Origin of the sequence: Bacillus sp. PDNC022 (genome assembly GCF_016919285.1) — a bacterium.
In the GTDB taxonomy this organism is placed as follows: domain Bacteria; phylum Bacillota; class Bacilli; order Bacillales; family Bacillaceae; genus Bacillus; species Bacillus safensis.
In genome coordinates this window covers 3297351-3322382 of record NZ_CP070345.1, presented here as the reverse complement: position 1 = coordinate 3322382, position 25032 = coordinate 3297351, and the positions used below count along the sequence as shown (strand labels likewise).

23 protein-coding genes are annotated in these 25032 nt (G+C 42.8%); 16 read left to right on the top strand and 7 right to left on the bottom strand.

The features are described from left to right. Window positions 1-725 precede the first annotated feature (725 nt). The 9 genes from JVX94_RS16970 (at window position 726) to rbsB (ending at window position 10177) form a co-directional block, all read left to right on the top strand. A complete protein-coding gene (locus tag JVX94_RS16970; RefSeq protein WP_095409731.1) occupies window positions 726-2207 on the top strand; it encodes a spore germination protein in 1482 nt (493 codons plus the stop codon). After that, window positions 2197-3294, top strand: a complete 1098-nt coding sequence (locus JVX94_RS16965) for a GerAB/ArcD/ProY family transporter (RefSeq protein ID WP_095409732.1) — start codon at window positions 2197-2199, stop codon at window positions 3292-3294. Before JVX94_RS16970 ends, JVX94_RS16965 begins: the two co-directional genes overlap by 11 nt. Next, window positions 3284-4426 (top strand): Ger(x)C family spore germination protein, encoded by a 1143-nt coding sequence (locus JVX94_RS16960; protein ID WP_095409733.1) that lies wholly within the window; start codon window positions 3284-3286, stop codon window positions 4424-4426. The genes JVX94_RS16965 and JVX94_RS16960 overlap by 11 nt, the downstream gene beginning before the upstream one ends. A 118-nt stretch (window positions 4427-4544) precedes the next feature. Then, window positions 4545-5531, top strand: coding sequence for a LacI family DNA-binding transcriptional regulator (locus tag JVX94_RS16955; RefSeq protein ID WP_095409734.1), 987 nt, complete (start codon window positions 4545-4547; stop codon window positions 5529-5531). Beyond that, window positions 5528-6406, top strand: a complete 879-nt coding sequence (gene rbsK, locus JVX94_RS16950; protein WP_095409735.1) for a ribokinase — start codon at window positions 5528-5530, stop codon at window positions 6404-6406. The genes JVX94_RS16955 and rbsK overlap by 4 nt, the downstream gene beginning before the upstream one ends. Then, window positions 6403-6795: a D-ribose pyranase gene (rbsD, locus tag JVX94_RS16945; protein ID WP_095409736.1), complete on the top strand. Its 393-nt coding sequence runs from the start codon at window positions 6403-6405 to the stop codon at window positions 6793-6795. The genes rbsK and rbsD overlap by 4 nt, the downstream gene beginning before the upstream one ends. Before the next feature lie 14 nt (window positions 6796-6809). Further along, window positions 6810-8291, top strand: a complete 1482-nt coding sequence (locus JVX94_RS16940) for a sugar ABC transporter ATP-binding protein (protein WP_205183890.1) — start codon at window positions 6810-6812, stop codon at window positions 8289-8291. Window position 8292: 1 nt separating this feature from the next. Continuing rightward, window positions 8293-9246, top strand: coding sequence for a ribose ABC transporter permease RbsC (gene rbsC / locus JVX94_RS16935; RefSeq protein ID WP_095409738.1), 954 nt, complete (start codon window positions 8293-8295; stop codon window positions 9244-9246). 13 nt (window positions 9247-9259) lie between these two features. Continuing rightward, complete coding sequence (rbsB, locus tag JVX94_RS16930) at window positions 9260-10177, top strand: ribose ABC transporter substrate-binding protein RbsB (RefSeq protein ID WP_024423679.1); 918 nt, start codon at window positions 9260-9262, stop codon at window positions 10175-10177. A 38-nt stretch (window positions 10178-10215) separates the two neighbouring features. Here rbsB and JVX94_RS16925 read toward each other — a convergent pair whose 3' ends face one another. Further along, on the bottom strand, window positions 10216-10818 hold the full coding sequence (locus tag JVX94_RS16925; protein ID WP_205185574.1) for a flavin reductase family protein: 603 nt from the start codon (window positions 10816-10818) through the stop codon (window positions 10216-10218). Between the two features lie 74 nt (window positions 10819-10892). Beyond that, a complete protein-coding gene (gene alsR / locus JVX94_RS16920; RefSeq protein WP_048237608.1) occupies window positions 10893-11780 on the bottom strand; it encodes an acetoin biosynthesis transcriptional regulator AlsR in 888 nt (295 codons plus the stop codon). A gap of 150 nt (window positions 11781-11930) precedes the next feature. On the opposite strand from alsR, the gene alsS reads away from it, so the two are divergent. The 5 genes from alsS to chrA all read left to right on the top strand — a co-directional run bounded on the left by alsS (window position 11931) and on the right by chrA (window position 16200). After that, the gene (gene alsS / locus JVX94_RS16915; protein ID WP_197197619.1) at window positions 11931-13631 is read left to right on the top strand and encodes an acetolactate synthase AlsS; all 1701 of its coding nucleotides are present in this window, start codon (window positions 11931-11933) and stop codon (window positions 13629-13631) included. Between the two features lie 35 nt (window positions 13632-13666). Next, on the top strand, window positions 13667-14437 hold the full coding sequence (gene budA / locus JVX94_RS16910; protein ID WP_064497937.1) for an acetolactate decarboxylase: 771 nt from the start codon (window positions 13667-13669) through the stop codon (window positions 14435-14437). A 152-nt stretch (window positions 14438-14589) separates the two neighbouring features. After that, window positions 14590-15066, top strand: a complete 477-nt coding sequence (gene chrS, locus JVX94_RS16905) for a chromate efflux transcriptional regulator ChrS (RefSeq protein WP_024426311.1) — start codon at window positions 14590-14592, stop codon at window positions 15064-15066. A 16-nt stretch (window positions 15067-15082) separates the two neighbouring features. Continuing rightward, window positions 15083-15664 (top strand): chromate efflux transporter ChrB, encoded by a 582-nt coding sequence (chrB, locus tag JVX94_RS16900; protein ID WP_029706345.1) that lies wholly within the window; start codon window positions 15083-15085, stop codon window positions 15662-15664. Continuing rightward, entirely contained in the window at window positions 15664-16200 is a 537-nt protein-coding gene (chrA, locus tag JVX94_RS16895; protein WP_197197749.1) for a chromate efflux transporter ChrA, read from the top strand. The genes chrB and chrA overlap by 1 nt, the downstream gene beginning before the upstream one ends. Before the next feature lie 33 nt (window positions 16201-16233). Here chrA and JVX94_RS16890 read toward each other — a convergent pair whose 3' ends face one another. Together JVX94_RS16890 and JVX94_RS16885 are read right to left on the bottom strand one after the other, a co-directional pair. Continuing rightward, window positions 16234-17553 (bottom strand): UDP-glucose dehydrogenase family protein, encoded by a 1320-nt coding sequence (locus JVX94_RS16890; protein ID WP_205183887.1) that lies wholly within the window; start codon window positions 17551-17553, stop codon window positions 16234-16236. A gap of 116 nt (window positions 17554-17669) precedes the next feature. After that, entirely contained in the window at window positions 17670-17813 is a 144-nt protein-coding gene (locus tag JVX94_RS16885) for a YwzD family small protein (protein WP_003214884.1), read from the bottom strand. Window positions 17814-17999: 186 nt separating this feature from the next. Between JVX94_RS16885 and JVX94_RS16880 the strand changes: the two genes are divergently transcribed. Beyond that, window positions 18000-19607, top strand: coding sequence for an SWIM zinc finger family protein (locus tag JVX94_RS16880; RefSeq protein ID WP_048237612.1), 1608 nt, complete (start codon window positions 18000-18002; stop codon window positions 19605-19607). Next, window positions 19594-22371: a DEAD/DEAH box helicase gene (locus JVX94_RS16875; RefSeq protein ID WP_144483761.1), complete on the top strand. Its 2778-nt coding sequence runs from the start codon at window positions 19594-19596 to the stop codon at window positions 22369-22371. Before JVX94_RS16880 ends, JVX94_RS16875 begins: the two co-directional genes overlap by 14 nt. 70 nt (window positions 22372-22441) lie before the next feature. On the opposite strand, the gene ytvA is transcribed toward JVX94_RS16875, so the two are convergent. The 3 genes from ytvA to JVX94_RS16860 all read right to left on the bottom strand — a co-directional run bounded on the left by ytvA (window position 22442) and on the right by JVX94_RS16860 (window position 25005). Further along, entirely contained in the window at window positions 22442-23230 is a 789-nt protein-coding gene (ytvA, locus tag JVX94_RS16870; protein WP_048237614.1) for a YtvA family blue-light photoreceptor, read from the bottom strand. A gap of 153 nt (window positions 23231-23383) precedes the next feature. Next, entirely contained in the window at window positions 23384-24244 is an 861-nt protein-coding gene (locus JVX94_RS16865; RefSeq protein ID WP_222122337.1) for a Cof-type HAD-IIB family hydrolase, read from the bottom strand. Window positions 24245-24648: 404 nt separating this feature from the next. Next, on the bottom strand, window positions 24649-25005 hold the full coding sequence (locus JVX94_RS16860) for a hypothetical protein (protein WP_095409745.1): 357 nt from the start codon (window positions 25003-25005) through the stop codon (window positions 24649-24651). Between the last annotated feature and the right edge of the window lie 27 nt (window positions 25006-25032).

The following is a 25032-nucleotide window of genomic DNA, read 5'->3' as shown; positions in this document are numbered from 1 at the left end:
TTATGAGTGTGATATGTAAATTCAATCAACAGTATATCTGTTCAGCATAAAATCACAATCGGTATTATGTAACATAATCTTTTACTTCCTCGTATGCCAAATTCCTCTAATCAGAAGGCTTATTTGCCTACCCATCCTTTAAATGAAAAGGCCAAAAGGCGGACAAAAATCACTCTGAATTTCTACTGAATTTAAGAGAAAGCGTTACCATCAATGATCCGAAAATCTTTTGTCCTTTTCTCCCTAAATTTTTCGACAATTATTAAGATGTATTTTGAATCAATGTTTTAAAGCCCTCTCTTCTCTATAACATCAGTCATATCAGCACTTTAAATGAATAGTGCGTGTTTTGGAATGTTTTATATTTTTGAACGAACAGGTTAGAAAGTCATTCTCATTGGTCAGTTTGCTGCGTGTTGACCTATGACAAAGGTCACCTCTAAAAAAATCAAGTCATCTGCTTATTTTTAGGTCACAAAAAATTGGGATAAGATGTAAAATTTTGATCATTTCGGTGCACCTTCTCTTTACGATATTCGCACCTTATGACCTAAACAATGAAACATTATTCATTTGTTTTTATCAAGATTCATCATTTCTTAACATTTTTAATGTGAATTTAGTTGAAAGTTGTCAGCTCATGTCATGCTTTCCCCAAAGGAGACGAATAAAATTCGCTTCTCCGCTTACACTATGGTTAAAAAATCTGTGAGAGGAGGCTAAAGATGCCAAACACCAATGAGCAGACACGCCTGCATTTTTTATCAGGAAGCTTTGACGAGAAAATCCGTATCCTTAAAAAAACATTTCAGCAAAGCGGCGATTTTGAATACCGAGAGTTGATGGTGAATGAAACGAAATGTGCGCTGTTTTTTATTAAAACAAGAATAGATGAAGGAAAACTAAATGATTTCATTATCGGCAACTTGTTAGGCCCTCCTGGAAAGCAGGATTATACAAAATCTCTAAGCACACTTGAAACAGGCGACTTGACGCTGATCACAGACAGTATTATTGCAGGAAGTATTGCCTTTCTTGATGAAAACTCCTCGCAAATCAAGCTGTTTGCTGTCGGTCAGCCGCCGTTGCGCTCTATTTCTGAACCTTCTTCTGAAAGTATTATCGCGGGCGCACATGACGGGTTTGTTGAAAGTCTTGATACCAATATCTACTTACTTCGTTCGCATTTAAATGATCGGAAGCTCGCTATTCAATATCATAAGGTCGGTACAAAATCGGAAACAAAGCTTGCAACGGTGTATATATCTGATATTGCCAATCAAGAAAAGGTCGAAGAAGTCAATAGACGGATTTCTTCTATTAAAGTAGACACACTGATAAGTCCTGGCTCTATCGTTGAAGCCATTGAGGAAGATTCATTTTCTATTTTCCCTCAGCTGATTGATACAGAACGTCCGGACAAGGTAAGATCTGCGATTCTTGAAGGCAGAATAGTCGTACTCATGGATGGCAGTCCAATGGCCATCATTTTGCCTATCACGTTCTTTAGTTTTTTTCAGTCGCCAGATGATTATAACAGCCGCTGGATTCCTGCTACGTTTATTCGTATTCTTCGTTATCTTGCCTGCATCATCGCAGTCATATTGCCATCTTTTTATATTGCTGTTATTGCGTTTCATTATGAGGTTGTCCCAGATGAACTAGCTATTACGATGAAGAACTCTATTATTGGCATTCCCTTTCCTCCATTGATAGAGGCTATGCTGATGGAGATCACAATTGAACTTATACGTGAGGCTGGGGTGCGTCTGCCTAAACCCATCGGGCAGACCATTGGCATCGTAGGAGGTTTGGTTATTGGGGATGCGGTTGTACAAGCAGGACTTATTTCGAATGTCCAAGTGATTGTAGTCGCTGTGACGGCTGTCGCTTCATTTGTACTTCCGTCGTTTGAAATGACGTCCACCATCAGGATGCTTCGTTTCCCGCTCATGTTTATGGCATCGATGTTTGGATTTGTTGGCATTTCATTTGGGCTCGCCATTATACTTATGAATTTATGCCGCTTAGAATCACTAGGGGTGCCATATTTATCACCTGTCGCTCCATTTAACTGGCAGGACTTAAAAGATACTGTGGTTCGACTCCCAATGTGGATGTACAAAAACCGCCCTGTTTATTTAAATCCGCAAAAGAACAAACAAATTGAACAACTGAGAGGGTGGGAAAAGAAAAATGAAAAATAAAATATCTCCACCTCAAGCTGTTTTTTTCATCATCCAGTCTCAAATTGGTGTTGGTATTTTAGCGCTCCCCCATTTACTGATGAAAGACATGGGACACGATGGCTGGATGGCGATAATTGTCGCGTGTTTTTTTATCCAGCTCATCAATACCATTTTTATTTATATCATCTACAAGTATCCAGAAACGTCATTTTTCCAAGTGCTGATTGAGGTCTTTGGAAAATGGATTGGACGCGCCTTGACCGTGCTCTATACGGTATACTTTGCCTCGGTCTGCATCGTAGTCCTTTCTATATTCACAAGGATTCTTGGCATATGGGTGCTCCCGCTCACACCAAACTGGGTGATTAACCTATTACTGATGATATGCATTATCTATATTGCAAAGGAGCAAATTACAGCCATTGTCAGGTTTAACTTTATCTTAACTCCCTTTTTGCTCACGCTCTCTCTATTGATGTTCTATTCATTGAAAGGAACCAATATTGATTACCTCCTGCCTTTTTTCCAAACGGATATCTCTCAATTTCAGCTTGGATTGAAGGATGTGGTGCTGTCAATGAATGGATTTGAGATGATTTTGATCATCTCTCCACTGATGAAGGGCTCCATTAAGGAACGATATAAAGTGATGACCATTTCAAATATATGCACGACGCTTTACTACCTATTTATTACTATAATTTGTTTTATGTTTTTCAGCCCGGCTGAGCTTGATGTGATTCCAAATCCTGTTTTGTATCTATTAAAAACCATTACATTCGGTGTCATTGAGCGGACGGATTTAATCTTTCTAAGCTTTTGGGTCTTTATCATTCTCGTCACACTGAGTAATTATCTGTACTTTTGTGCAAATGGTGTGTCCAGTATGCTGAAGAAAAAAAATCACAAAAAATATGTCTACTATTTCGCCATTTTGATTTATGCTGCAAGCTGTTTTCTTTCAACTGATAACTTTAGAATTCAGCGATTCAATGACTTTACCACCGTTGCACAATATTCATTTATTTACACACTTCCGATCATGATGGCCGTTATCATCTTGATCAAACACCGCAAAAAGAAGGTGAAATCACATGCATCATAGGTACATGTTGACGCTGCTTATGTGTGTTTCCCTCATTTTCATGCCTGGCTGCTGGGATCAAAACCTATTAAAAGACATCTCTCTCATATTAACTTCAGCTGTTGATCAAGGAGAGGATGACAATGCTAGGTATTCGATTACCTATCGAAAGGTGCAGCAGTCTCAAAGTATGCAGCAAGGGAATACTGGCAGTTATTTAACCACTGTTCTCACAACCGAGGCGCCTACTTTAAGAAAAGCAAGAAGCAACTTTAGCCGGAGTGTAGACCAAAAAATTGATATGTCGAAAATGAGGGTGCTGCTGGTCGGTGATGAATTTGCCCAAAACCGGCTGCTCCCTTACTTAGATATGTTTTATCGCGATCCCAAAAGCCCTTTGCTCGCAAACTTAGCAGTGGTGCAAGGAGGAAGCTGTGTAGAATTAATCAATTCTCTGCTCAAGGAGAAGCTCATTGTAAGCGACTATTTAAACAACCTGATCACTTCTGCATCACACTCCTCCCAAGTTGCACCTAAAAACATTCAAAATGTCCGGTCTAAAATGCTGCAAACCGGCGAGGACTTCACACTTCCGTTGCTCTACTACGATAAATCAAAAAAGTTAACGAGTGTGAGAGGGGTTGCCTTATTTGATAATGAGAAAAAAAAAGGTGAACTCTATGCTCAGGATGCCATTCTGCTCACTGTTATGGATGGTAAAATGGGCAAATATGCAAACTTCACGAAAAAAGTAAGAAGTGATATGAAATCAAAGGAAAACAATTACATCACCATTCAAGTAACCGATTCAAAGAGAGACATTAAAATTGTCAATCCTGATCACCGAAACGTAACCTTCTCACTTGAGTTTGAATTCAACACCTCTGTTCTTGAATATCCGAAAGATAATTTAGATACAGATAAGAAAATCGAAATGTTAAATAAGAGGCTGTCAGCTATTTTGACAAAAGACGCTGAAAAAGTCATTGCAGCCCTGCAAGAAGCGAATTCTGACGTCCTAAGCCTTGGCAGAAAATATCGGGTAAAACACTATGATGAATATATGAAAATGAACTGGGTCACCGATTATCCGAAGGTGAAAATCATTCCAAAAATCAAAGTGAATATTACACAAACAGGTATTATTAGTTAAAGAAAAGGAAGAAGACATCTTTCTTTTCTTTTTTTATTTTTTTTAGATTGTCATTTCGATGCTTTCGTGATAATCTATGTGTGTAAACGGTTACACATTCATGAAGGGAGGCTCTCCATTGGCTACAATTAAAGATGTCGCAAAAGCTGCACAAGTGTCTGTTGCCACTGTTTCACGCGTGCTCAATGACACTGGATATGTTCATTCAGATACGAAAACCCGCGTGACACAAGCGATGCAGGAGTTGAACTACTTTCCCAATGAAGTGGCTAGATCCCTTTTCAAAAGAGAATCACGCTTAATCGGCTTAATCTTGCCTGATATCACAAACCCCTTCTTTCCTCAGCTGGCTAGAGGCGTTGAGGACGAAATTCATGCGCACGGTTTTCGGTTATTATTCGGGAACAGTGATGAAGATCGAGAGAAGGAGATGGCCTACTTACAAACCTTTAAACAAAATCAAGTGGTCGGTGTCATCGCAATCACAAATGAACCTGAATCAGATATATACAATGATGATGATCTACCTGTTGTGTTCTTAGATCGAACCGTTCCACATGCACCTTCTGTTTTTGCAGATGCTGCAGCTGGCGGGAAAATGGCCGCAATGGAATTAATTAGACGGGGCAGCCGGCAGATCACACTGTTAAAAGGACCTGCCCATCTGCAAACTGCGCGGCAGCGATTCAAAGGCGCACTCGATGTTCTCACGGATACAGGTGTCGACTTTCATGTGATGTCTAATGCTTCCTTTTCCTTTCAAGAAGCCCGAAAAAGCGCCAAAGCCCTGTTCCAGCTGTACCCTGAAACAGATGGGATCATTGCCAGCAATGACATCGTCGCAACAGCGGTCATACACGAAGCGCTTCGGATCGGAAAAGCCATTCCAGGAGACGTTCAAATCATTGGATTTGATGATATTCCGCAAAGTGAACTGCTCTTCCCTTCCTTATCAACCATTAGGCAGCCCGCCTATGAGATGGGAAAAGAAGCGGCACAGCTATTAATCAAAGCGATTCAGAAACAACCGATAGATCAACCAGTTATTCAAATGCCCGTCTCTTTTATTGAACGAGAGACCACAAGAAAGGTGGATTCACAATGAGTCATATTGTTGTAGTAGGAAGCTGTTCAATGGATTTAGTCGTCACATCAGATAAACGGCCAAATGCCGGTGAAACGGTGTTAGGCGAATCGTTTAAAACCGTCCCAGGCGGAAAAGGTGCCAATCAGGCGGTCGCAAGTGCCAGACTCGGTGCAGATGTATATATGGTCGGCCGAGTTGGTGATGACACTTATGGTCAGGATATTCTCAGCAATTTAGAAACACAAGGTGTCCGCATCTCATATATGAAACCGGTTACCGAAATGGAGAGCGGCACAGCTCATATCATTTTAGCGGAAGGTGATAACAGCATTGTCGTGGTCAAAGGGGCAAATAATGAGGTCACTCCTGACTATGTAAGTGATGCTCTTTCTACAATTGATGATATTGGGATGGTTCTCATTCAGCAGGAAATACCTGAAGAAACGGTCGAAGCGGTCTGCGCCCTTTGCAGTGTAAAAGAAATCCCTGTGATATTAAACCCTGCACCAGCCCGCAAAGTATCGCAGCAGGTTTTAAAGCAGGCTGCTTACATTACACCGAATGAACACGAAGCTGTTCTGATGTTTGATGGTCTGCCAATCGAAGATGCCTTGCGTCAATACCCTAACAAATTACTGATCACAGAAGGGAAAAATGGGGTTCGATATTTTGATGGATCGAAAGAAGTGTTGGTTCCAGGTGTACCTGTCGAAGCGGTCGATACAACAGGAGCTGGCGATACCTTTAACGGAGCCTTAGCTGTCGCCCTAACAGAAGGCAAATCCCTCTATGACGCGCTTGCCTTTGCCAACCTTGCAGCATCTATGTCCGTCACAAAGTTTGGCGCACAAGGCGGCATGCCAACAAGAAAAGAATTGGAGAAAAAGAAATGAAAAAAAACGGCATCCTAAACAGCCATATCGCCAAGGTGCTTGCTGACCTTGGCCACACAGATACAATCGTCATCGCAGACTGTGGTCTCCCTATCCCAGAAGGTCCAGTCAAAATCGACCTGGCGTTATCGATCGGCACACCATCTTTTCAGGAGGTCACCTCCCTCCTTCTTCAGGAAATGGCCGTTGAAAACATCACTGTAGCTAGTGAAATCAAAGCAGCCAATGAACGAGATCATTCATTTCTTAAGAAAGCGCTCTCAAATCCATTACATGAAGTAGACCACGAGACGTTCAAAGACATGACCAAACAGGCAAAAGCAGTCATACGAACGGGTGAAGCCACCCCATACGCAAACTGCATTCTTCATGCCGGTGTCATCTTTTAAAGGAGGAGCCAGATATGAACATTGAGATGCATAACATCCATAAGGCTTTTGGCAAAAATACCGTTCTCTCCGGGGTCTCCTTTGACCTCGTCACAGGAGAAGTCCACGCACTCATGGGTGAAAATGGTGCGGGAAAATCAACTTTAATGAATCTGCTTACAGGTCTTTATTCTTTAGATCAAGGAACGATTCAAATCGACGGAAAAGAAACCGCTTTCAAAAATCCGAAGGAAGCGGAACAGCACGGCATTGCCTTCATTCATCAGGAGCTCAACATATGGCCGGATATGACCGTCTTGGAGAATCTATTCATCGGGAAAGAAATCTATACGAAGCTCGGACTGCTAGACACGAAAAAAATGAAGGTCCTCGCCCAGGCGCAGCTGGACAGGTTGTCTGTGAATCTCTCGCTTGATCAAGAGGCTGGCAGCTGTTCTGTTGGACAAAAACAGATGATTGAGATTGCAAAGGCATTAATGACCGATGCGAAGGTCATCATCATGGATGAGCCGACAGCAGCTCTAACGGAACGGGAAATTGAAAAGCTCTTCCAGGTCATTGAATCTCTCAAAAAAGAAGGAGTTTCGATCGTCTATATTTCTCATCGTATGGAGGAAATCTTTGCAATCTGTGACCGGATTACGATCATGCGTGATGGGAAAACGGTCGATACGAAAGCCATACCTGAAACGAATTTCCATGAAGTCGTCAAAAAAATGGTCGGCCGGGAATTGACAGATCGATATCCCGAGCGAACGCCTTCTACAGGAGACATTGTCCTTGAGGTGAAACAAGCGTCGAGAAAAGGACAATTTCACGATATCAATTTCTCAGTTAAAGCTGGAGAAATCGTCGGTGTTGCAGGCTTAATGGGTGCTGGCCGGACCGAAATGATGCGGTCACTGTTTGGCCTCGATCCTCTTGACCAAGGAGAAATATGGGTTCATGGGAAAAAAGCTTTGATTAAAAAACCAAGTGATGCCGTCAAGCTCGGCATCGGCTTTATCACAGAGGATCGCAAGGATGAAGGGCTGATGCTTGATGCATCCATCCGAGAAAACATCGGTCTGCCAAACTTAAAAAGCTTCTCTCCAAAGGGACTGATAGATAAGAAAACTGAACAGGATTTTGTCGATCTGCTCATCAAAAGACTAACGATTAAAACGGCTTCCTCTGACATTTCTGCCCGAAGCCTGTCTGGCGGAAATCAGCAAAAAGTTGTCATCGCCAAATGGATCGGCATACAGCCAAAAGTGTTGATTTTAGATGAACCGACACGAGGTGTTGACGTCGGAGCGAAACGAGAAATCTATCAGTTAATGAATGAATTGACCGATCGAGGGGTTGCCATTTTAATGGTCTCCTCTGAACTCCCAGAGATACTCGGGATGAGCGATCGAGTACTCGTCATTCATGAAGGAACCATCAGCGGGGAATTAGATAAAACAGAAGCTACACAGGAACGAATTATGATACTAGCTACAGGAGGGAAGTAACATGAAACCACTTACTTCAAATGGACGATTTGACCACATCATGCAAAAGCTTGGGCCATTCTTAGGACTCATCATCCTTGCCGCCATTGTTTCTATTTTAAATCCGGCCTTTTTAGAGCCATTAAACATCTTAAACTTACTGAGACAAATCTCCATTAATGCCCTCATTGCTTTTGGGATGACATTTGTTATTTTAACTGGAGGCATTGATTTATCTGTCGGTGCCATTCTCGCACTATCCAGTGCCTTGACTGCCGGCTTTATCGTGTCTGGCATGGACCCGATTTTAGCCATTATCGTCGGCTGTATCATCGGTGCCGTTCTTGGGATGATCAACGGTCTTTTAATTACAAAAGGAAAAATGGCTCCTTTTATCGCAACGCTTGCCACGATGACGATTTTCAGAGGTTTGACACTCGTTTATACAGACGGAAACCCGATTACTGGGCTTGGCTCTAACTATGCCTTTCAGTTATTCGGCCGCGGATATTTCTTAGGCATTCCTGTTCCAGCGATCACGATGCTTCTCACCTTTATCGTACTATGGGTACTGCTTCATAAAACGCCTTTCGGCAGAAGAACATATGCCATCGGCGGGAATGAAAAAGCGGCTCTCATCTCAGGCATCAAAGTACCGCGCGTGAAAATTATGATCTATTCATTAGCAGGCTTCATGTCTGCCTTAGCAGGTGCGATCTTAACATCTCGTCTGAATTCTGCACAGCCAACAGCTGGTACGTCCTATGAGCTTGATGCCATTGCTGCCGTGGTACTTGGCGGGACAAGCCTGTCCGGCGGAAGAGGACGAATTGTCGGCACACTCATCGGGGTACTCATTATCGGTGTCCTGAACAATGGTATGAACTTACTTGGTGTTTCATCATTCTATCAATCTGTTGTGAAAGGGATTGTCATCTTGATTGCAGTCCTGCTAGACAGAAAGAAATCTGCTTAAGGAGGCAGCATCTATGAAAAAATATCTGATTCTCATCCTGACTCTCTCATTGTTCATGCTTTCTGCCTGCTCACTTGAACCGCCGGAGTGGGCCAAGTCATCTAAGGATGGCAAGAAAAAAGACATCAAAATTGGGCTGTCGATCTCGACGTTAAATAACCCATTCTTCGTTTCTCTGAAAAACGGTGTGACAAAAGAAGCGAAAAAGCTTGGCATTGAAGTCGTGATTGCAGATGCACAAAATGATTCAGCTAAACAAACAAGTGATGTTGAAGACCTTATTCAGCAAGGCGTCGACGCATTGCTCATCAACCCAGCGGATTCATCTGCCATATCAACCGCTGTCGAATCAGCAAACGCTTCAGATATACCTGTCATCACATTAGACCGCTCAGCCGAAAGTGGAAAGGTAGAAGCACTTGTCGCCTCAGATAACGTCAAAGGCGGAGAAATGGCAGCTAAATTTATCATTGACAAGGTTGGCAAAGGAGCAAAAGTCGCTGAATTAGAAGGCGTACCAGGCGCTTCCGCTACACGTGAGCGTGGAAAAGGATTCCATCAAATAGCGGATAAAGATCTAAAAGTGACAGCAAAACAAGCAGCTGACTTCGACCGGACAAAAGGACTGAATGTCATGGAAAATCTCCTTCAAGGAAACCCTGACATCAAAGCCGTTTTTGCCCACAATGATGAAATGGCTCTTGGCGCACTAGAAGCGATTCAAAGTTCTGGGAAAGACATTCTTGTCGTTGGCTTTGACGGAAACGAAGATGCACTCAGCTCGATCAAAGCAGGAAAGCTCTCTGCAACAGTTGCGCAGCAGCCAGAGCTGATCGGTCAACTGGCAGTCGGTGCTGCAAACGACGTATTAAAAGGGAAAAAAGTACAAAAGAATATCGCAGCTCCACTCAAACTAGAACAGAAGAAATAAACAGAAAACCCCCGATTCCCCTCGGGGGTTTTTTCCTATTACTGTGGTCTTTTCAGCACAAATGGCGTGCCTAAATGGGCATAATCATTACCTGCTAGGCGTGCGACTGGCTTCAGTTCGTTAGTAGAAACATATCCTTTTTCTGCATCATAAACAGCCTCATCTAAATGTGCACATACAACCCGGCCAATGATATGATCGACCGTGATCTCCCCTTCATCATTTTGAAAAGTGAGATGCTTTTCCAGCTGACATTCAAATCGAATGCGTGCTTCCTTGATCCCCGGCACTGAAATGACATGACTTTCTACTTGATGAAGACCGGTTCGTTCCAGCTCACTCTCTTCCCGCGGCAATGTAGCAGCTGTTTCATTAATATCTTCTATGATGGCTTCATCACTCACATGAACAACAAACTCTTCCCTATCGATGATATGCTGCGCAGTGTCTTTCATCTGACCTTCACGTCGTCCGATAGAAATCGCAATAAGCGGCGGGTGTCCGCTGATGACATTAAAGAAACTAAATGGTGCGGCATTGACGACATTTTCTTTAGATAGACTTGTAATAAACGCAATCGGTCTTGGAACGATAGATCCTGATAATAATTTATATGCCTCTTTACGTGACAGCTGATCCATTAGCAATGTAATCAATTCAGGTACGCCTCCTTTTAATGTAACGACATCATACCACAACCCTTTCTCTATACCTCTTATTCCAGCTCGGTGCGATGCAGGATATGGTGGACCAGATGAAATAAAGCAGGATTATGATTTTCACGTCTATAGGAAATCGTCCATTCCGCCAGAAGCTGTTCATCCTCAATGGACCGATAGACAACATCCAGATTAAATAAACGCCGGGCTGATTTTGGAATCACTGCAATGCCGATCCCTGCTGTGACAAGGCCAATGATCATTTGATATTCCGCCGCTTCCTGCACAATATTTGGAGAAAACCCGTACTTTTCACATAGCAGAACAAAGTGCTGATAAAGGGACGGCCACGATTCCTGTGATAAAGAAATAATCGGTTCATGACGGATATCTTCAATCGTGACCGTCTCTTGTTGAGCCAATCGATGATTTTTTGGAATCGCAAAAATACATTCACTCTGCTTCATCAAACGACTGACTAGCTCTTCATGCGGCGATGTAGGATGTAAAAAACCGATATCAATCTCACCATTTAACAGTGCCTCTAGCTGCTGCGGAACAGAAAGCTGCTGCAACTCGATACTGACAGAGGGATACAGCTCCCTGAATTCTCGTACAACGGGCGGCAGAATATCATACGTCGCAGTACCAACAAAACCTATGATGATTTTCCCCAGTTCTCCTCTTGCTGTGTGACGGGCATGATCAACGGCCTTATCAAGCTGTTGCAGCACTCCCCGAATCTCATGTAAAAAGACCTTTCCAGCTGCTGTTAACTCCACCACCCGCTTTGACCGGTGAAATAAAGGAAAACCCAATTCTTCCTCAAACTGTTTTATTTGCTGACTAAGTGGAGGCTGTGTCATATTCAACCGTGCGGCTGCTCTGCCAAAATGCAGCTCCTCCGCTACTGTGACAAAATACTGCAAATGTCTCAGTTCCATCCTTTCACTCCTCACACACTTATTCGTGAAACATATTAAAACCACGTTAAACATATATTGGAAAATTTATTTTATGAAATGTATAGTAAATCATATCATGAAAATATATTTTCATAAAAAATTTTACTTGCCGAAAGGAGTGCGGGGTAAATGAAATCTCAAGCACAACCCCTAACAAGACGAGGAGCAGAGTTGATTGTCGATACGCTCATTGCTCAAGGTGTGACCCATGTTTTTGCGATTCCAGGTGCAAAAATTGACGCTGTATTTGATGTATTAAAAGACAGAGGTCCAGAGCTTGTCCTATGCAGACACGAACAAAATGCAGCCTTTATGGCAGCTGCTGTCGGACGTTTAACCGGCAAACCAGGTGTTTGTCTCGTCACATCAGGTCCTGGTGCATCTAATTTAGCAACAGGTCTATTAACAGCCAATACAGAAGGTGATCCCGTTGTCGCAATCGCTGGAAACGTCATTCGTGCAGATCGTCTAAAACGAACACACCAATCACTCGACAATGCGGCATTATTCAAACCAGTCACAAAATACAGCGTTGAAGTACAAGACGTAAACAATATACCAGAAGCATTAACAAATGCTTTTCGTGCGGCACAAAAAGGGCAGGCTGGAGCAGCATTTATCAGCTTTCCACAAGATGTCGTGACAGAACACACCACACAAACACCAGTGTCTGCTCACCCTTCTCCAGAATTAGGTCCTGCACCAGATGCTCTCATCAGTTCGGCTATCGCCAAAATTCAAAATGCACACTTACCTATTGCGATTGTGGGAATGAAAGCTAGTCGTCCAGCTGCTGCAAATGCCACAAGAGCATTATTAAAAACACTTGGTATCCCATTTGTTGAAACGTACCAAGGAGCCGGCGTTCTCTCAAGAGAGCTTGAGTCTCAATATGTAGGCAGAATCGGCTTATTCCGTAATCAGCCGGGTGACCTTCTCATTGAACAAGCAGATGTCCTTTTAACCATTGGCTTTGATCCAATCGAATATGATCCGAAGCTTTGGAATCTTCATCCGCAGCAGCGTCAGATCATCCATGTAGATGACATGCAGGCAGATATTGACCATTTTTATGAGCCAGCGCTTGAGCTTGTAGGCAATATTTCTGAAACCGTCAAACATCTAGCGCATGACAGTGTTCCCCTTTCTCTAAGCAAAGAGAACATAGAATTAGTCACTGAATTACAGGAGCTATTAAGCGACATCGAAAAGCAACCAGAAAGAGAAAGTCATCGATCTCACCCGCTGGATGTCATTCATACATTGAGACGTCTGATTCCTGATGACACGAAGGTCACGTGTGATATCGGATCTCACGCGATTTGGATGTCCCGTCACTTCCGCGTCTATGAACCGAACTCCTTCCTGGTGAGTAACGGCATGCAAACATTAGGCGTCGCATTACCATGGGCAATTGCGGCTTCTATAATGAATCCAGATGAAAAGATTATCTCGGTCTCAGGTGATGGCGGTTTTCTCTTCTCCGCAATGGAGCTAGAAACAGCAGTGCGGAAGAAAACAAACCTCGTTCACCTTGTTTGGAACGACAGCACATACGACATGGTCGCGTTCCAGCAGGAAATGAAATATGACCGCACATCCTGCGTTGAATTTGGGCAGATCGATTTAGTGAAATATGCGGAAAGCTTTGGAGCGACTGGACTAAGGGTCAACTCACCTGAGGAGCTTTCAACCGTCCTTCAAAAGGGTATAAACATAGAAGGACCCGTGATTATTGATATTCCGATTGACTATCAAGACAACCCTGACCTCGCCAGTCAAAAATGGCCAGAAGTCTTTCGCAAAAAACACGCAATGAACGTCAGATAAGACTTTGATACATTACATTAAAGGAGTGAGCGGATATGGGTATGATGCACCCAATGAATCAACAGAATGACACAAGACAGCATGACAAACAGCAAGAGGTCTATCAAGTATCGACAATGACCTCTCTGCTGGAAGCCGTATACGATGGGGATTTCTCCCTCGCACATATTCCTGAACACGGTGATTTCGGCATCGGTACATTCAATCAATTAGATGGAGAGCTGATTGGCTTTGACGGCGCATTCTACCGGCTGCGCTCGGATGGAACAGCGACACCGGTCACCGATCAAGATTATTCACCATTCTGCTCTTTAGCATTCTTTGAAACAGATATCGTTCATCGAATTGATGCACCTATGACATCCAAAGAGCTGGAAGAAGAAATTGACCGCATTTTGCCAAGTAAAAATATCTTTTATGCGGTCCGCATTGATGGATCATTCAAAAAGGTTCAAACACGTACGGTTGAAAAACAGGAAAAACCTTACGTTCCGATGGTAGAAGCAGTTAAGTCACAGCCTATTTTCGACTTCGAGGATATTCAAGGTACGATCGCAGGTTTCCGTACACCGCAATACGCACACGGTATTGCGGTGAGTGGATATCATCTTCATTTCATTGATGAAGATCGAAGTGTTGGCGGACACGTATTTGATTACACCGTTGATCAAGTCACCATCCGCATTTCTCAAAAACGCCATATGAATTTACACCTGCCAAATACGCAGGAATTCTTCCAAGCAGACATTGATCGTGCTGATCTTGCACAGCAAATTGCCAGTGCAGAAAGCAGCCCGGATCAATAAATGAAGACACCCCGATGATTTCGGGGTGTTTTTTTATGCATAAAGATGATTTCTTACACGAAATGTTTTCGTTTCGATAGTAAATGATAAATCATCCATTCTATTCGCAATAAAATATGATAGAATATCAACAGAAGAAAGGTGGTTATACGGTGTCAAAAGACTATAGCATTCCAAACCTAACATTAGACGAAAGAGATAAACAAATTTTATCCCTATTACACGAGGACGGGCGCATGTCTTATACAGATCTCGGCAAACAGGTCGGTCTGTCACGTGTTGCCGTACAAGCCCGCATTCAGCAGCTCATTGAAGCAGGAGTCATTGAACGATTCACCGCTGTAATTAACCCCGCGAAGGTCGGCATTCATGTCTCTGTCTTCTTTAATGTAGAGGTAGAGCCGAAATTTTTAGAAGCGGTTGCCCTTCAGCTTGAAAAGGAAACAGCTGTCACAAGTCTTTATCACATGACAGGACCAAGTAAGCTGCATATGCATGGCATTTTTCAACATGAACAGGAAATGGAGACATTTCTGACAAAAAAGCTATACCCGCTAGAAGGCGTTGTCAGTGTGGACTGCCAAATGCTCATTAAACGATACAAAAGCCGCATGGGCATGAAATTGTAGACAGGAGTTGAACCACTTGCAATCATATATCGAACTCATTATCGCTATGGTGCGAACCGGTATTCTCGGTTTTGGCGGAGGCCCTTCTGTGATACCGCTTATTCGCCATGAAGCGGTGGTGAAATACCAATGGATTAACGATGACGAATTCGGAGAAACACTCGCCATCGCCAATGCATTACCAGGCCCAATCGCAACGAAAATGTCAGCATACCTCGGCTATCGATTAAAGGGCGTATCTGGTGCAATTGTCGCCACAGCTGCTCATATTTTACCAACATGTCTCGCCATGGTAGCCCTTGTCACACTTGTCAGCGTCTTAAGCTCCTCACAAATCATTCAAAATATGATTGGCGCTGTGACACCTGTCATTGCTGTTCTGCTCGGGATCATGGCATATGAGTTTGGACAAAAAGCGCTGAAAGGCTTCGGCATGATCTTCGGAATCGCTCTATTCCTTCTTGCCTTTATTGGGCTGCAGGTGCTATCCATTCATCCAGGAATTATTGTCATGATCTTTTTACTTTATGGCGCCTTTCATTTTAAACTGAAAAATCGCTGGAATCGGCCAAATAAAGAGAAAGGAGTGTCTTCATGATGCTGATTCTCTTTTTATTCTGGGCATTCTTTTTATCCAATCTATTAGGATATGGCGGTGGCCCCGCATCCATTCCGCTCAATTATGAAGAAATCGTCAATCATTTTCATTGGATGACGAACGAAGGATTCTCCAATATGCTGGCTTTAGCCAATGCACTGCCGGGGCCAATTGCTACGAAGATTGCAGCATATGTCGGCTATGACGTCATGGGCTGGCCAGGCTTTATCGTGGCACTGCTTGCAACTGTCCTGCCGTCTGCTGCTGGGCTTATTTTATTGCTCAAGCTGATTGACCGCTTTCGTCAATCTCCCGTCGTAAAAGGCATGACCTTATCCGTTCAGCCTGTCATTGCGATGATGATGCTTTTATTAACATGGGAAATCGGCGGAGATGCAGTGAAAGCCATCGGCTGGACGCAATCGCTCGCCATTGCCGCGATCTCCTTTTTCTTCATGACCAAATTCAAGCTGCACCCTGCTTTTCTGATTGTGGCTGCATTTTTATATGGCGGATTCATTCTGCCGCATTCATAAAAACCGATAACATTCACTGTTATCGGTTTTCTTTTACATATAAATTGGAGAAACCGGCCTGCGCCCAATCGAATGATACTCGACCCCTGCTTGTTCTGCCGCTTCAAGTGTATGACAGTTTCGCCCATCGAAAATAAGCGGCCGCTTCATCCATTTCTTATAGGACGCAAGTGGAAACGACTGAATATCCGCCCACTCTGTTAATAGACAGACCGCATCGGCATCCTTGATCGCTTCTTCAATCGTTTGAGCAAATAAGACTTGATCCGGCAGTTCACCTGCTGCACGCCGGGCAGCAACAGGATCATATGCCACAAGCTTCGCACCTAATTGATGGAGCTCATGAGCGATCGGAATAGACGGTGCCTCCCTCATATCGTCTGTATTCGGTTTAAAGGACAGACCAAGAAGCGCAATTCGCTTCCCTTCAAGAGCTGCCCCCAGCCGCTCCTGAATATTTCGGATAAAACCTGCCCGCTGCTCATTATTTACTTTAATCACAGCCTTTAATAGCTCAAAATCATGGGACACATGCCCTGCAATTTGGACAAGTGCACTTGTATCCTTTGGAAAACAAGAACCTCCATAGCCGATGCCCGCTCTGAGAAAGGAAGAACCGATCCGCTGATCAAGCCCCATTCCCTGCGCCACCCATTCAACATCAGCACCTGTTTTTTCACAAATGGAGGCAATCTCATTCATAAAACTGATTTTTGTCGCCAGAAATGCATTTGATGCATACTTGATCATTTCAGCACTTTTACGGTCTGTTTTCACCAATGGAAGGTGGAAATCAGCATACATGTCCTCTAACTCGTCTAATACGGCTTTTGTTTCAGCCCCAATCACAAGCCGATCCGCCCTCAATGTATCTGAAATGGCAGAGCCTTCCCGTAAAAATTCTGGGTTAGATGCAATCGCTAGTGGCTCCTTCCGTCCTAATTCTTGATGGATCAACTGATCGATTTGATCTCCCGTTCCGACAGGCACCGTACTTTTCACCACAAGAATCGCACCTGACTTTGCTTTTATGCCCATCTCTTTCGCAGCTTGAAACACATACTGTAAATCAGCTTGGCCATCTGTCTGCTGCGGGGTGCCGACCGCAATCATTAACACATCAGCCCGCGGGTAGGCTTCCGCTCCATTTATGTGAAAATGAATTCGTCCCTGCTCAAGGTTGCGTTTCAATAGCTCTTTTAACCCGGGCTCATACATTGGGGGAGTTCCCTGTTTCAGCTGCATGACCTTTCGGCGGTCAATATCAATACACGAGACATCATGTCCTGCCTCCGCTAAACACACACCTGTCACAAGCCCCACATACCCACAGCCTGCAATCGCAATATTCATGACACCATCAGCTCCCCATACTCCTTATGCTTGTAATGACATCGTATGCCGGGAGCTTTCATTCCATTCTTAAAAGCATACAAAAACCCCCTGCCATCACTAGCAGGGGGTTACTTTTATGAAACAAGACCATTTCGAATATGAGCAATCAGATTTTCAAGCATTTCTTTTGTTGTGACATCATTTGAATTTTCACCAATATCATGAGCGTACATCAAAATCTTTAAAAATTCTTCTTGATTTAAACCCTTATTATCCATGTCTGTATCCTTTCGAATCCACTAATTTCATTATTATATGCTGTAAGGTTGGTTTATGCAATACTCTAATACATCATTCGACAGCTTTTGAAATTTATGACCATTTTCATGAAAAACTTTTTTATAAATCCCCATTGAGCTATAATAAAAGAATTGGAATCTTTTACTTGGTTAGGAGCGGATCAAATGCTTCAGCACAACATCAATGAAGAAGAAATCAAACAAACTGCCGAACAGATTAAAGAACTTCTTCCTGCAACAGATGAAAACAAACAACTCATCAAAAAAGCATTGATTACTTATAGACAGGACAGCGTATATCGGCTCAAGCAAGAGTCTGATACCGAATGGTCAGCTTATGTACATGACGTCGTGGCAGCAAAAGTCCACCTTCATGTGCTGTTTCCTGTGAGAAGCAGCTGCTCATGTCCAGCAGATGGACTTTGCAAACACATTCTTGCTGTCTTCTTTTCGCTATACGCTCAAGTAGAGAGTGTGACCGGATTTACAGAAAATTGGTCAGAAAAGGATGAATTACAGCGCAGCAAAGAATTGATTCGCCAGCACTTCCAAGTGAAGCGCCCAGACGAACAATCCCTCCAAAGCTGGCTGACTTTTTTCCAAGAGGAATTTAACCTCTGGCTGAAACGGACACCGAAGCACCAGCAAACACCGCAGCATTTGTATTACGGCTATTTATCGATCCTAAAAAAACACGCACCTGCTTCACCTGAATTCAAGAGCTTGTATGCGATTCATACGTCTATCGATGTATGGCTTAGGCTTCATGAACTCATCGACCTCGGCCGGCTTGATGCCGAAAAAGACTTTTATTCCATGAATCCATATGTGGAACAGCTCATGAACACCATTTTCGATTCAGTGGATCATTTGAAGACATACGCCCTTTCCTTTTCCCTCGATCCGTTTCTTGAAAACACACCAACTGCCGTTCGCACACTTCTTCAAATCAATGGACCTTTCCAGCATGAACGAGTAGCGGTCTTTATGGAGATTTGGGGCACCATATTAAATAGAGGGAAATGGGTCAAAAAAGAAACAGAATTACTAAAGAACGCCCAGAAGAAAGAACAAACGGTTGAACGTACCATCGGGCTGATGCACATGGATTATTTACTGAAAGAAGACGACAGCCTCTTTCAGCAATTACAGCTGCTCAATGCTGATATGCTGCCAAATGTTCTCAATTGGCTGAAGGATCTCACCAACCGAAAGGACTGGAAGCGGCTTAAGCTCTGGTATCATGAAATCACCTATATATTAGAGGAATATTGCCAGCTCGACCTTTCCTACAGAGAACTGCGGGGAGCCGTCAGTGATTTCTTCTTTTATTTAGATGCATACTTTAAGCAGACGAAGGATCATCATTTATATGAACGTTATCTTCAAATCTGTATGCCCTATGCGTTTACAGAATACAGTCAGCTATTGTATGCACAGCAGCGTTATGCGGAATGGATTGAGATTCACAGCCTTGTTGGTTTCTCCATTAGTGAACTGGAGAAGGATCTCATCAAACAGATTGCAAAAGAGGAGCCGGAAGCCCTCATTCCATCGTACCACCGTGAAATCTCACTGCTTCTCGATCAAAAGAATCGAAGTGCTTATCGAGAGTCTGTGAAAATGCTGAAGAAACTGCGCACGCTTTATCATAAAACGAAAAAAACCGCGATCTGGGAAAGGTATGTAAAGCAGCTGCAAGATTCAACAAAACGGCTGCGTGCGTTCCAAGAGGAAATGAAGAAAGGAAAATTGATTGATGACACGCCATAAACAAATTGTCATTCATGCAGAACAAACAGAAGATTTCTCTTTCACCATTTCAGCGCAAGCAGAGGACGGACACCCTGTTCCGCTTAATGAAATGAAGAGGCAGCTTTTCCAATGGCACGAATCTTCTTTCTACGGAACATTTTTAGAAGATGTCAGCTTTATTGGCACTCCTGCCTTCCTGTTAAGCCCTTGGATGACCGTTGAATTGCTAGGAAAAAATTCATTTAATACGTTTAGTCATGTGACATTAACGGATGAAACGGAACCACTGATGAAGACAGCCTCGACCATTTACGAATTCATCGAGGACGAAGATTTCGTTCCCGATTACGAGGCGTGGACAAAAGGCGAGCTTCGATTTAAAGATAAAGAAGGCCTATTAGATGGCTATACGGCTGATTGGTTCTCCTTTGCTGTACAGGATTACATTCAATATAATGATGCCTTGCAGCACAAATGGAACCGCATGACAGCACAATCGCCTGCGCTCTCATCCTTCCAAGGACATTTTTTAGATGAGCAGGATTTCCTGGAGACGATTGGCTGGATTGATGACGAGACGCCGTTCACTGTCGGCTTGCGCTTAAATGAGCCGGATTTTGACGGAGATGAATGGAAAATCGAATTGTTTTTGCGTGATAAGAAAAACAGCGACCTTCACTTTTTTGAAGGCATTCGTTCATTGAAAAGGTCTTGGCATCCGTATCAAGATAAAATTTCAAGAGAGATGGAACGATTCAGTCAAATTGTGCCTTGGCTTTCTTTCACATCCGGCACCACACTCATGTCAGAAGAAGAAGCGTGGCTCTTCCTATCTGAAGCAAGTGAAACACTTGTCAATATGGGCATTGAGATTCTGCTCCCATCATGGTGGCAAATTGTTAAAGACAGCACGATGATGTTAAAAGCAAGGATTTCTTCTACACCGCGAGGCGAATCGCATGTCGGAATGGAAGCATTAATGGACTTTAATTGGCGTTTTGCTACAAACGGCATTGAACTGACAGAAGATGAGTTCAACGAGCTTGTCCAAAGCAAACGACGGCTTGTTAATATTCGAGGACAATGGATCAAAATAGACCCTACCTTCATCCAGCAAATGAAAAAGTGGATGGAGCGTGCCGAAAATGAAGGACTTCACATGTCGGATATTTTGGCACGCGAACTGGCAGATCAAGAAGCATCCTCTGAATCGATTCCAGAGCTATTGGACAGTTCAGCATTTGCCCATATTCAATTTGAACTTTCATCGCAATTAAGAGGGCTTGTCCACCAATTAAATGATACGCACGAGCTGCCTTCCTACGAAATGAGTGAGTCCTTTAAAGGCACACTGCGTCCGTATCAGCAGCATGGTGTGAACTGGCTTTTATTTTTAAGATCTCATGGATTTGGGGCTTGTTTAGCAGATGATATGGGCCTTGGAAAAACGATTCAAATGATCGCGTATTTCACGTATTTGAAGGAGCAGGAGCAAAATGCCGCTCCGTCTCTCATCATTGCGCCGACCTCTGTTTTAGGAAACTGGCAGCGAGAGCTCGAAACATTCGCACCACATTTGAATGTTGCCCTGCATTACGGCCCAGCACGTCCACAGGGAGAGAACTTCACAAAAGCATACGAATCAACAGATATTGTCCTGACGTCTTACGGACTCTCACATTCTGATCGTGATGAATTAACGGCAGCAAAGTGGAATACCATTTGCTTAGACGAAGCCCAAAACATCAAGAACGCCCATACGAAACAATCGAGAGCGATTAGACAGCTCAAGGGACAGCATCACATTGCCCTCAGCGGGACTCCAATGGAAAACCGTTTGACAGAGCTTTGGTCCATATTCGACTTCGTTAACAAAGGATATCTCGGCAGCCTGACCAGCTTCCATAAAAAGTTCGTCCTTCCGATTGAAAAAGACCGTGAAGAAAAAAGAATTGAACAGCTGCAGCAGCTGATCAAGCCATTTTTATTAAGACGAACAAAACAAGATGAAGAGGTCGCCCTAAACCTGCCTGAGAAACTCGAAGAAAAAGAATTCATTCCGCTATCTGCTGAGCAGGCATCTTTATATGAACAGCTCGTGAAGGATACATTTGAACACATGGCATCATTAACAGGGATGCAGCGAAAAGCCATTATTTTAAGTATGCTTGGCAGACTCAAACAGATTTGCGATCACCCTGCGCTCTATTTAAAAGAGAGTGGAACAGATGTGAAACTGCTGAAACGTTCATTAAAAATGGATAAACTCGCAGAGCTGTTAAAAGCGATACATGAGCAAGGAGAAAGCTGCCTCATCTTTACGCAGTATATTGAAATGGGCAACATGATCAAGCAGCTGGCAGAAAAGATGTTTGGAGAACCAGTCCAATTTTTAAATGGCAGCCTCTCAAAACAGGAGCGGGACAAAATGGTGGACCGCTTCCAGAAGAAAGAATTCAACATCTTAATTCTCTCTTTAAAGGCAGGAGGAACAGGACTCAATCTAACCGCCGCAAATCATGTCATTCACTACGATAGATGGTGGAACCCTGCTGTAGAGAATCAAGCGACAGACCGAGCTTATCGGATAGGACAAAAACGATTTGTTCACGTCCATAAGATGATCACAACGGGCACCATCGAGGAAAAAATTGATCAAATGCTCGAAACAAAACAAACATTAAATGATCAAATTATCCAAAGCGAAAGCTGGATTACAGAGCTATCGACAAACGAACTAGAAGATTTATTTACCTTAAGTGCCGCCGCTCAATCATCTTAATCACAGCAAAAAGAGGACTTTTCTCAAGCTTAATGAAAAGTCCTCTTTTTTCATTTCATATAAACGTATGCTAAATGTTTAATTTTTTCAATGCAGATTTCACATTCATATACGTATTTAATTCACGGAAGTCCTCTCTCATTTCTCCCATTTTCATTGCAAGATTCGGTTTAATTCCTGTCACAATCAGCTCAGTACCCGTCATTAAAATCAAATCGTTCAGCTTAAAGATCGCATCTGCCACAAATGAATCCACTTCTAATAATCCGGACAGATCAACAATAAAATAATCATCCTTGGATTGAGAGATATAGGTGGAGACCGTTGAAATGATCTTATCAAATCTTGGCGCTGTTAACGTACCAATGATCGGTAACACAGAGATACCATCTTTCACCGGAACGATGGGGACAGAAATATTCAGCACTTCATCAATTGATTGCTCAAGAAGCTCCTGCTGTTCTTTCTCTTTCGTGACATCCTTTTGCAGACCAACGAAATAAAGACGTTTTCCTTCATTTTCATCAATCCAAAGAGGAGCGACACTTAACTCGTTCCAAAACATTTGTCCAGATTTTTTATAATTTTTCAGCTGAACAGTGACAGCCTCTTTGTTCTCAATGGCTGTTCTAATTTGTTTGAGAGCGATTTGCTCAGTTTCATCTCCTTGAAGGAAACGACAATTCTTCCCCAATACTTCGGGTTCTTGATAGCCTGTCATATCTAAAAAGCCCTTGTTCACATATATTAAAGGATTATCAGGTAAAGACGGGTCCGTCACCGTCAGGCCAACCTGAGTATAGTCCAAGGCTTCCTTGATTAAATGCAGATTTTCGGACTTATAAGATTCCAGCGCCATTCGTTTACTCTCCTTAATTTCCTTACAAGCGGGTTTTATTCATAATTAAATTATATGATGTTCCACATCAGGTGTAAATAGAAGTGGTTCTGAATTCCTCTTTTGTAGAATGCGCTTCTTCCTATGTGATTTATACTATGACATCTGATTCATCTATTTCAAAAGGTGCCGGATCATATGCGCCACACCATGTTCATCGTTTGATAACGTGACATGATCAGCGATTTCTTTTATATCCTGTCTCGCATTTCCCATCGCAACCCCAACACCAGCTGCTTGAAGCATCGATTCATCATTTAAACTGTCTCCTACAGCCGCTGCCCTACTTAAAGGAATACCTAGTCTTTCTGCCAGCCTTGTTAAAGCCTGCCCTTTAGACGCGTCCTTTGAACCAATTTCAAAGTTATGATCAGCTGAACTGACCAATGTTAAATCTGAATCATCACCAAACATATCCCATCCGGCTTTCAATCTGTCTTGAAAGAAAGAAAAACCTAAGATGTTGTAAAATGAAAGCTTTCGATCCTCATGAAACAATTCTTTATATGTATCAATATAAGAAAAACCCGACTGGCTGTATTGAACTTCTGCCGCTTGTTTTAAGACATTTTGATCCGTTTCTGGATTTGCACTTTTTAAGCGGTCCATTTCAATCGCAAGAAGCTCTCTGCCGCGATTCGGTGTGAAAATGGCTTCGTTTGTAAAGACTTCATAATAATAATCACGTTCTTCAAGCCATGATAATATGTGTTTAGCCTTTTCTTCTTGTAAAGCAGCTGAATGGTACACCTTTCCCGTTGGATCATGAATCACAGCTCCATTGGCACTAATCACCCAAGTATTCATACCAAGCTGATCAAAAATAAACTTCACATCAAAATACGCTCTCCCTGTTGAAACGACAACCTCAATTCCATTCGCAGCTGCTTCCTTTAATGCCTGCTCGTTTTCCTGACTCACTTTGTGTTCACTATTCAATAAAGTTCCATCTAAATCCGTTGCGATTAATTGAATGTTTGTCATTGTTCTCTCCTTTTTTTCTTTATTTTCAACCGACATACCGTTAACAAAATCCATCATCATTATGAAATGAGTATCCACTATTTGCAAGAGATGATCGGTTAAACAGTGAATAAAAGGGTATCCGGCCACGCGATATGACCGGATACACACAAAGGGGATTCACAAGGGGACACATGACCTATACAAAGAAGCATTGGGTTCTATTACGCAGTGTTCATATGCACAAGGCAGCATCTATCAGCTTTAGCTAGAGGGGGGCTTTCAGATGATAGACGTTACCTTTTGATTCTGGACTTGCCTCCTTTCCTTTCAGCTACCCCTAGTCTACGGAGAAAGGCCGTATCTGACAAAACATGAAAATGGCAAAATAGACCTTCAAATTGTCTATATCCTCGTTACTTTCTGTTATTTACCGCTTGCGTATAAAACATCATCTTGTTTTGTTTGATGAAATACTTATTTTTCATAAATTGATAAAAAATATCTGAATGAATCCAATTACTAGAAGGCATGTGAATATAATCAGATCCGTCCCACGCAAACCAATAAAAACAAAGCCGGCCATCATGAACCGACAGCTGAAACTCAAAGCAGTCCATTTGATCCTCGGTGACGTATTGAAACGTGAGTGACTCCCCTTCTTCCATATACACATCACAAAATGAAAGAATGTCTCCCCACGAATAAACACGTATATTACTCTCTACCTTATCATCGCCTATATGTATGTTTCGCAATTGATAGGACTCCATAAAACATCTCCTTTCACTCATGTGCAG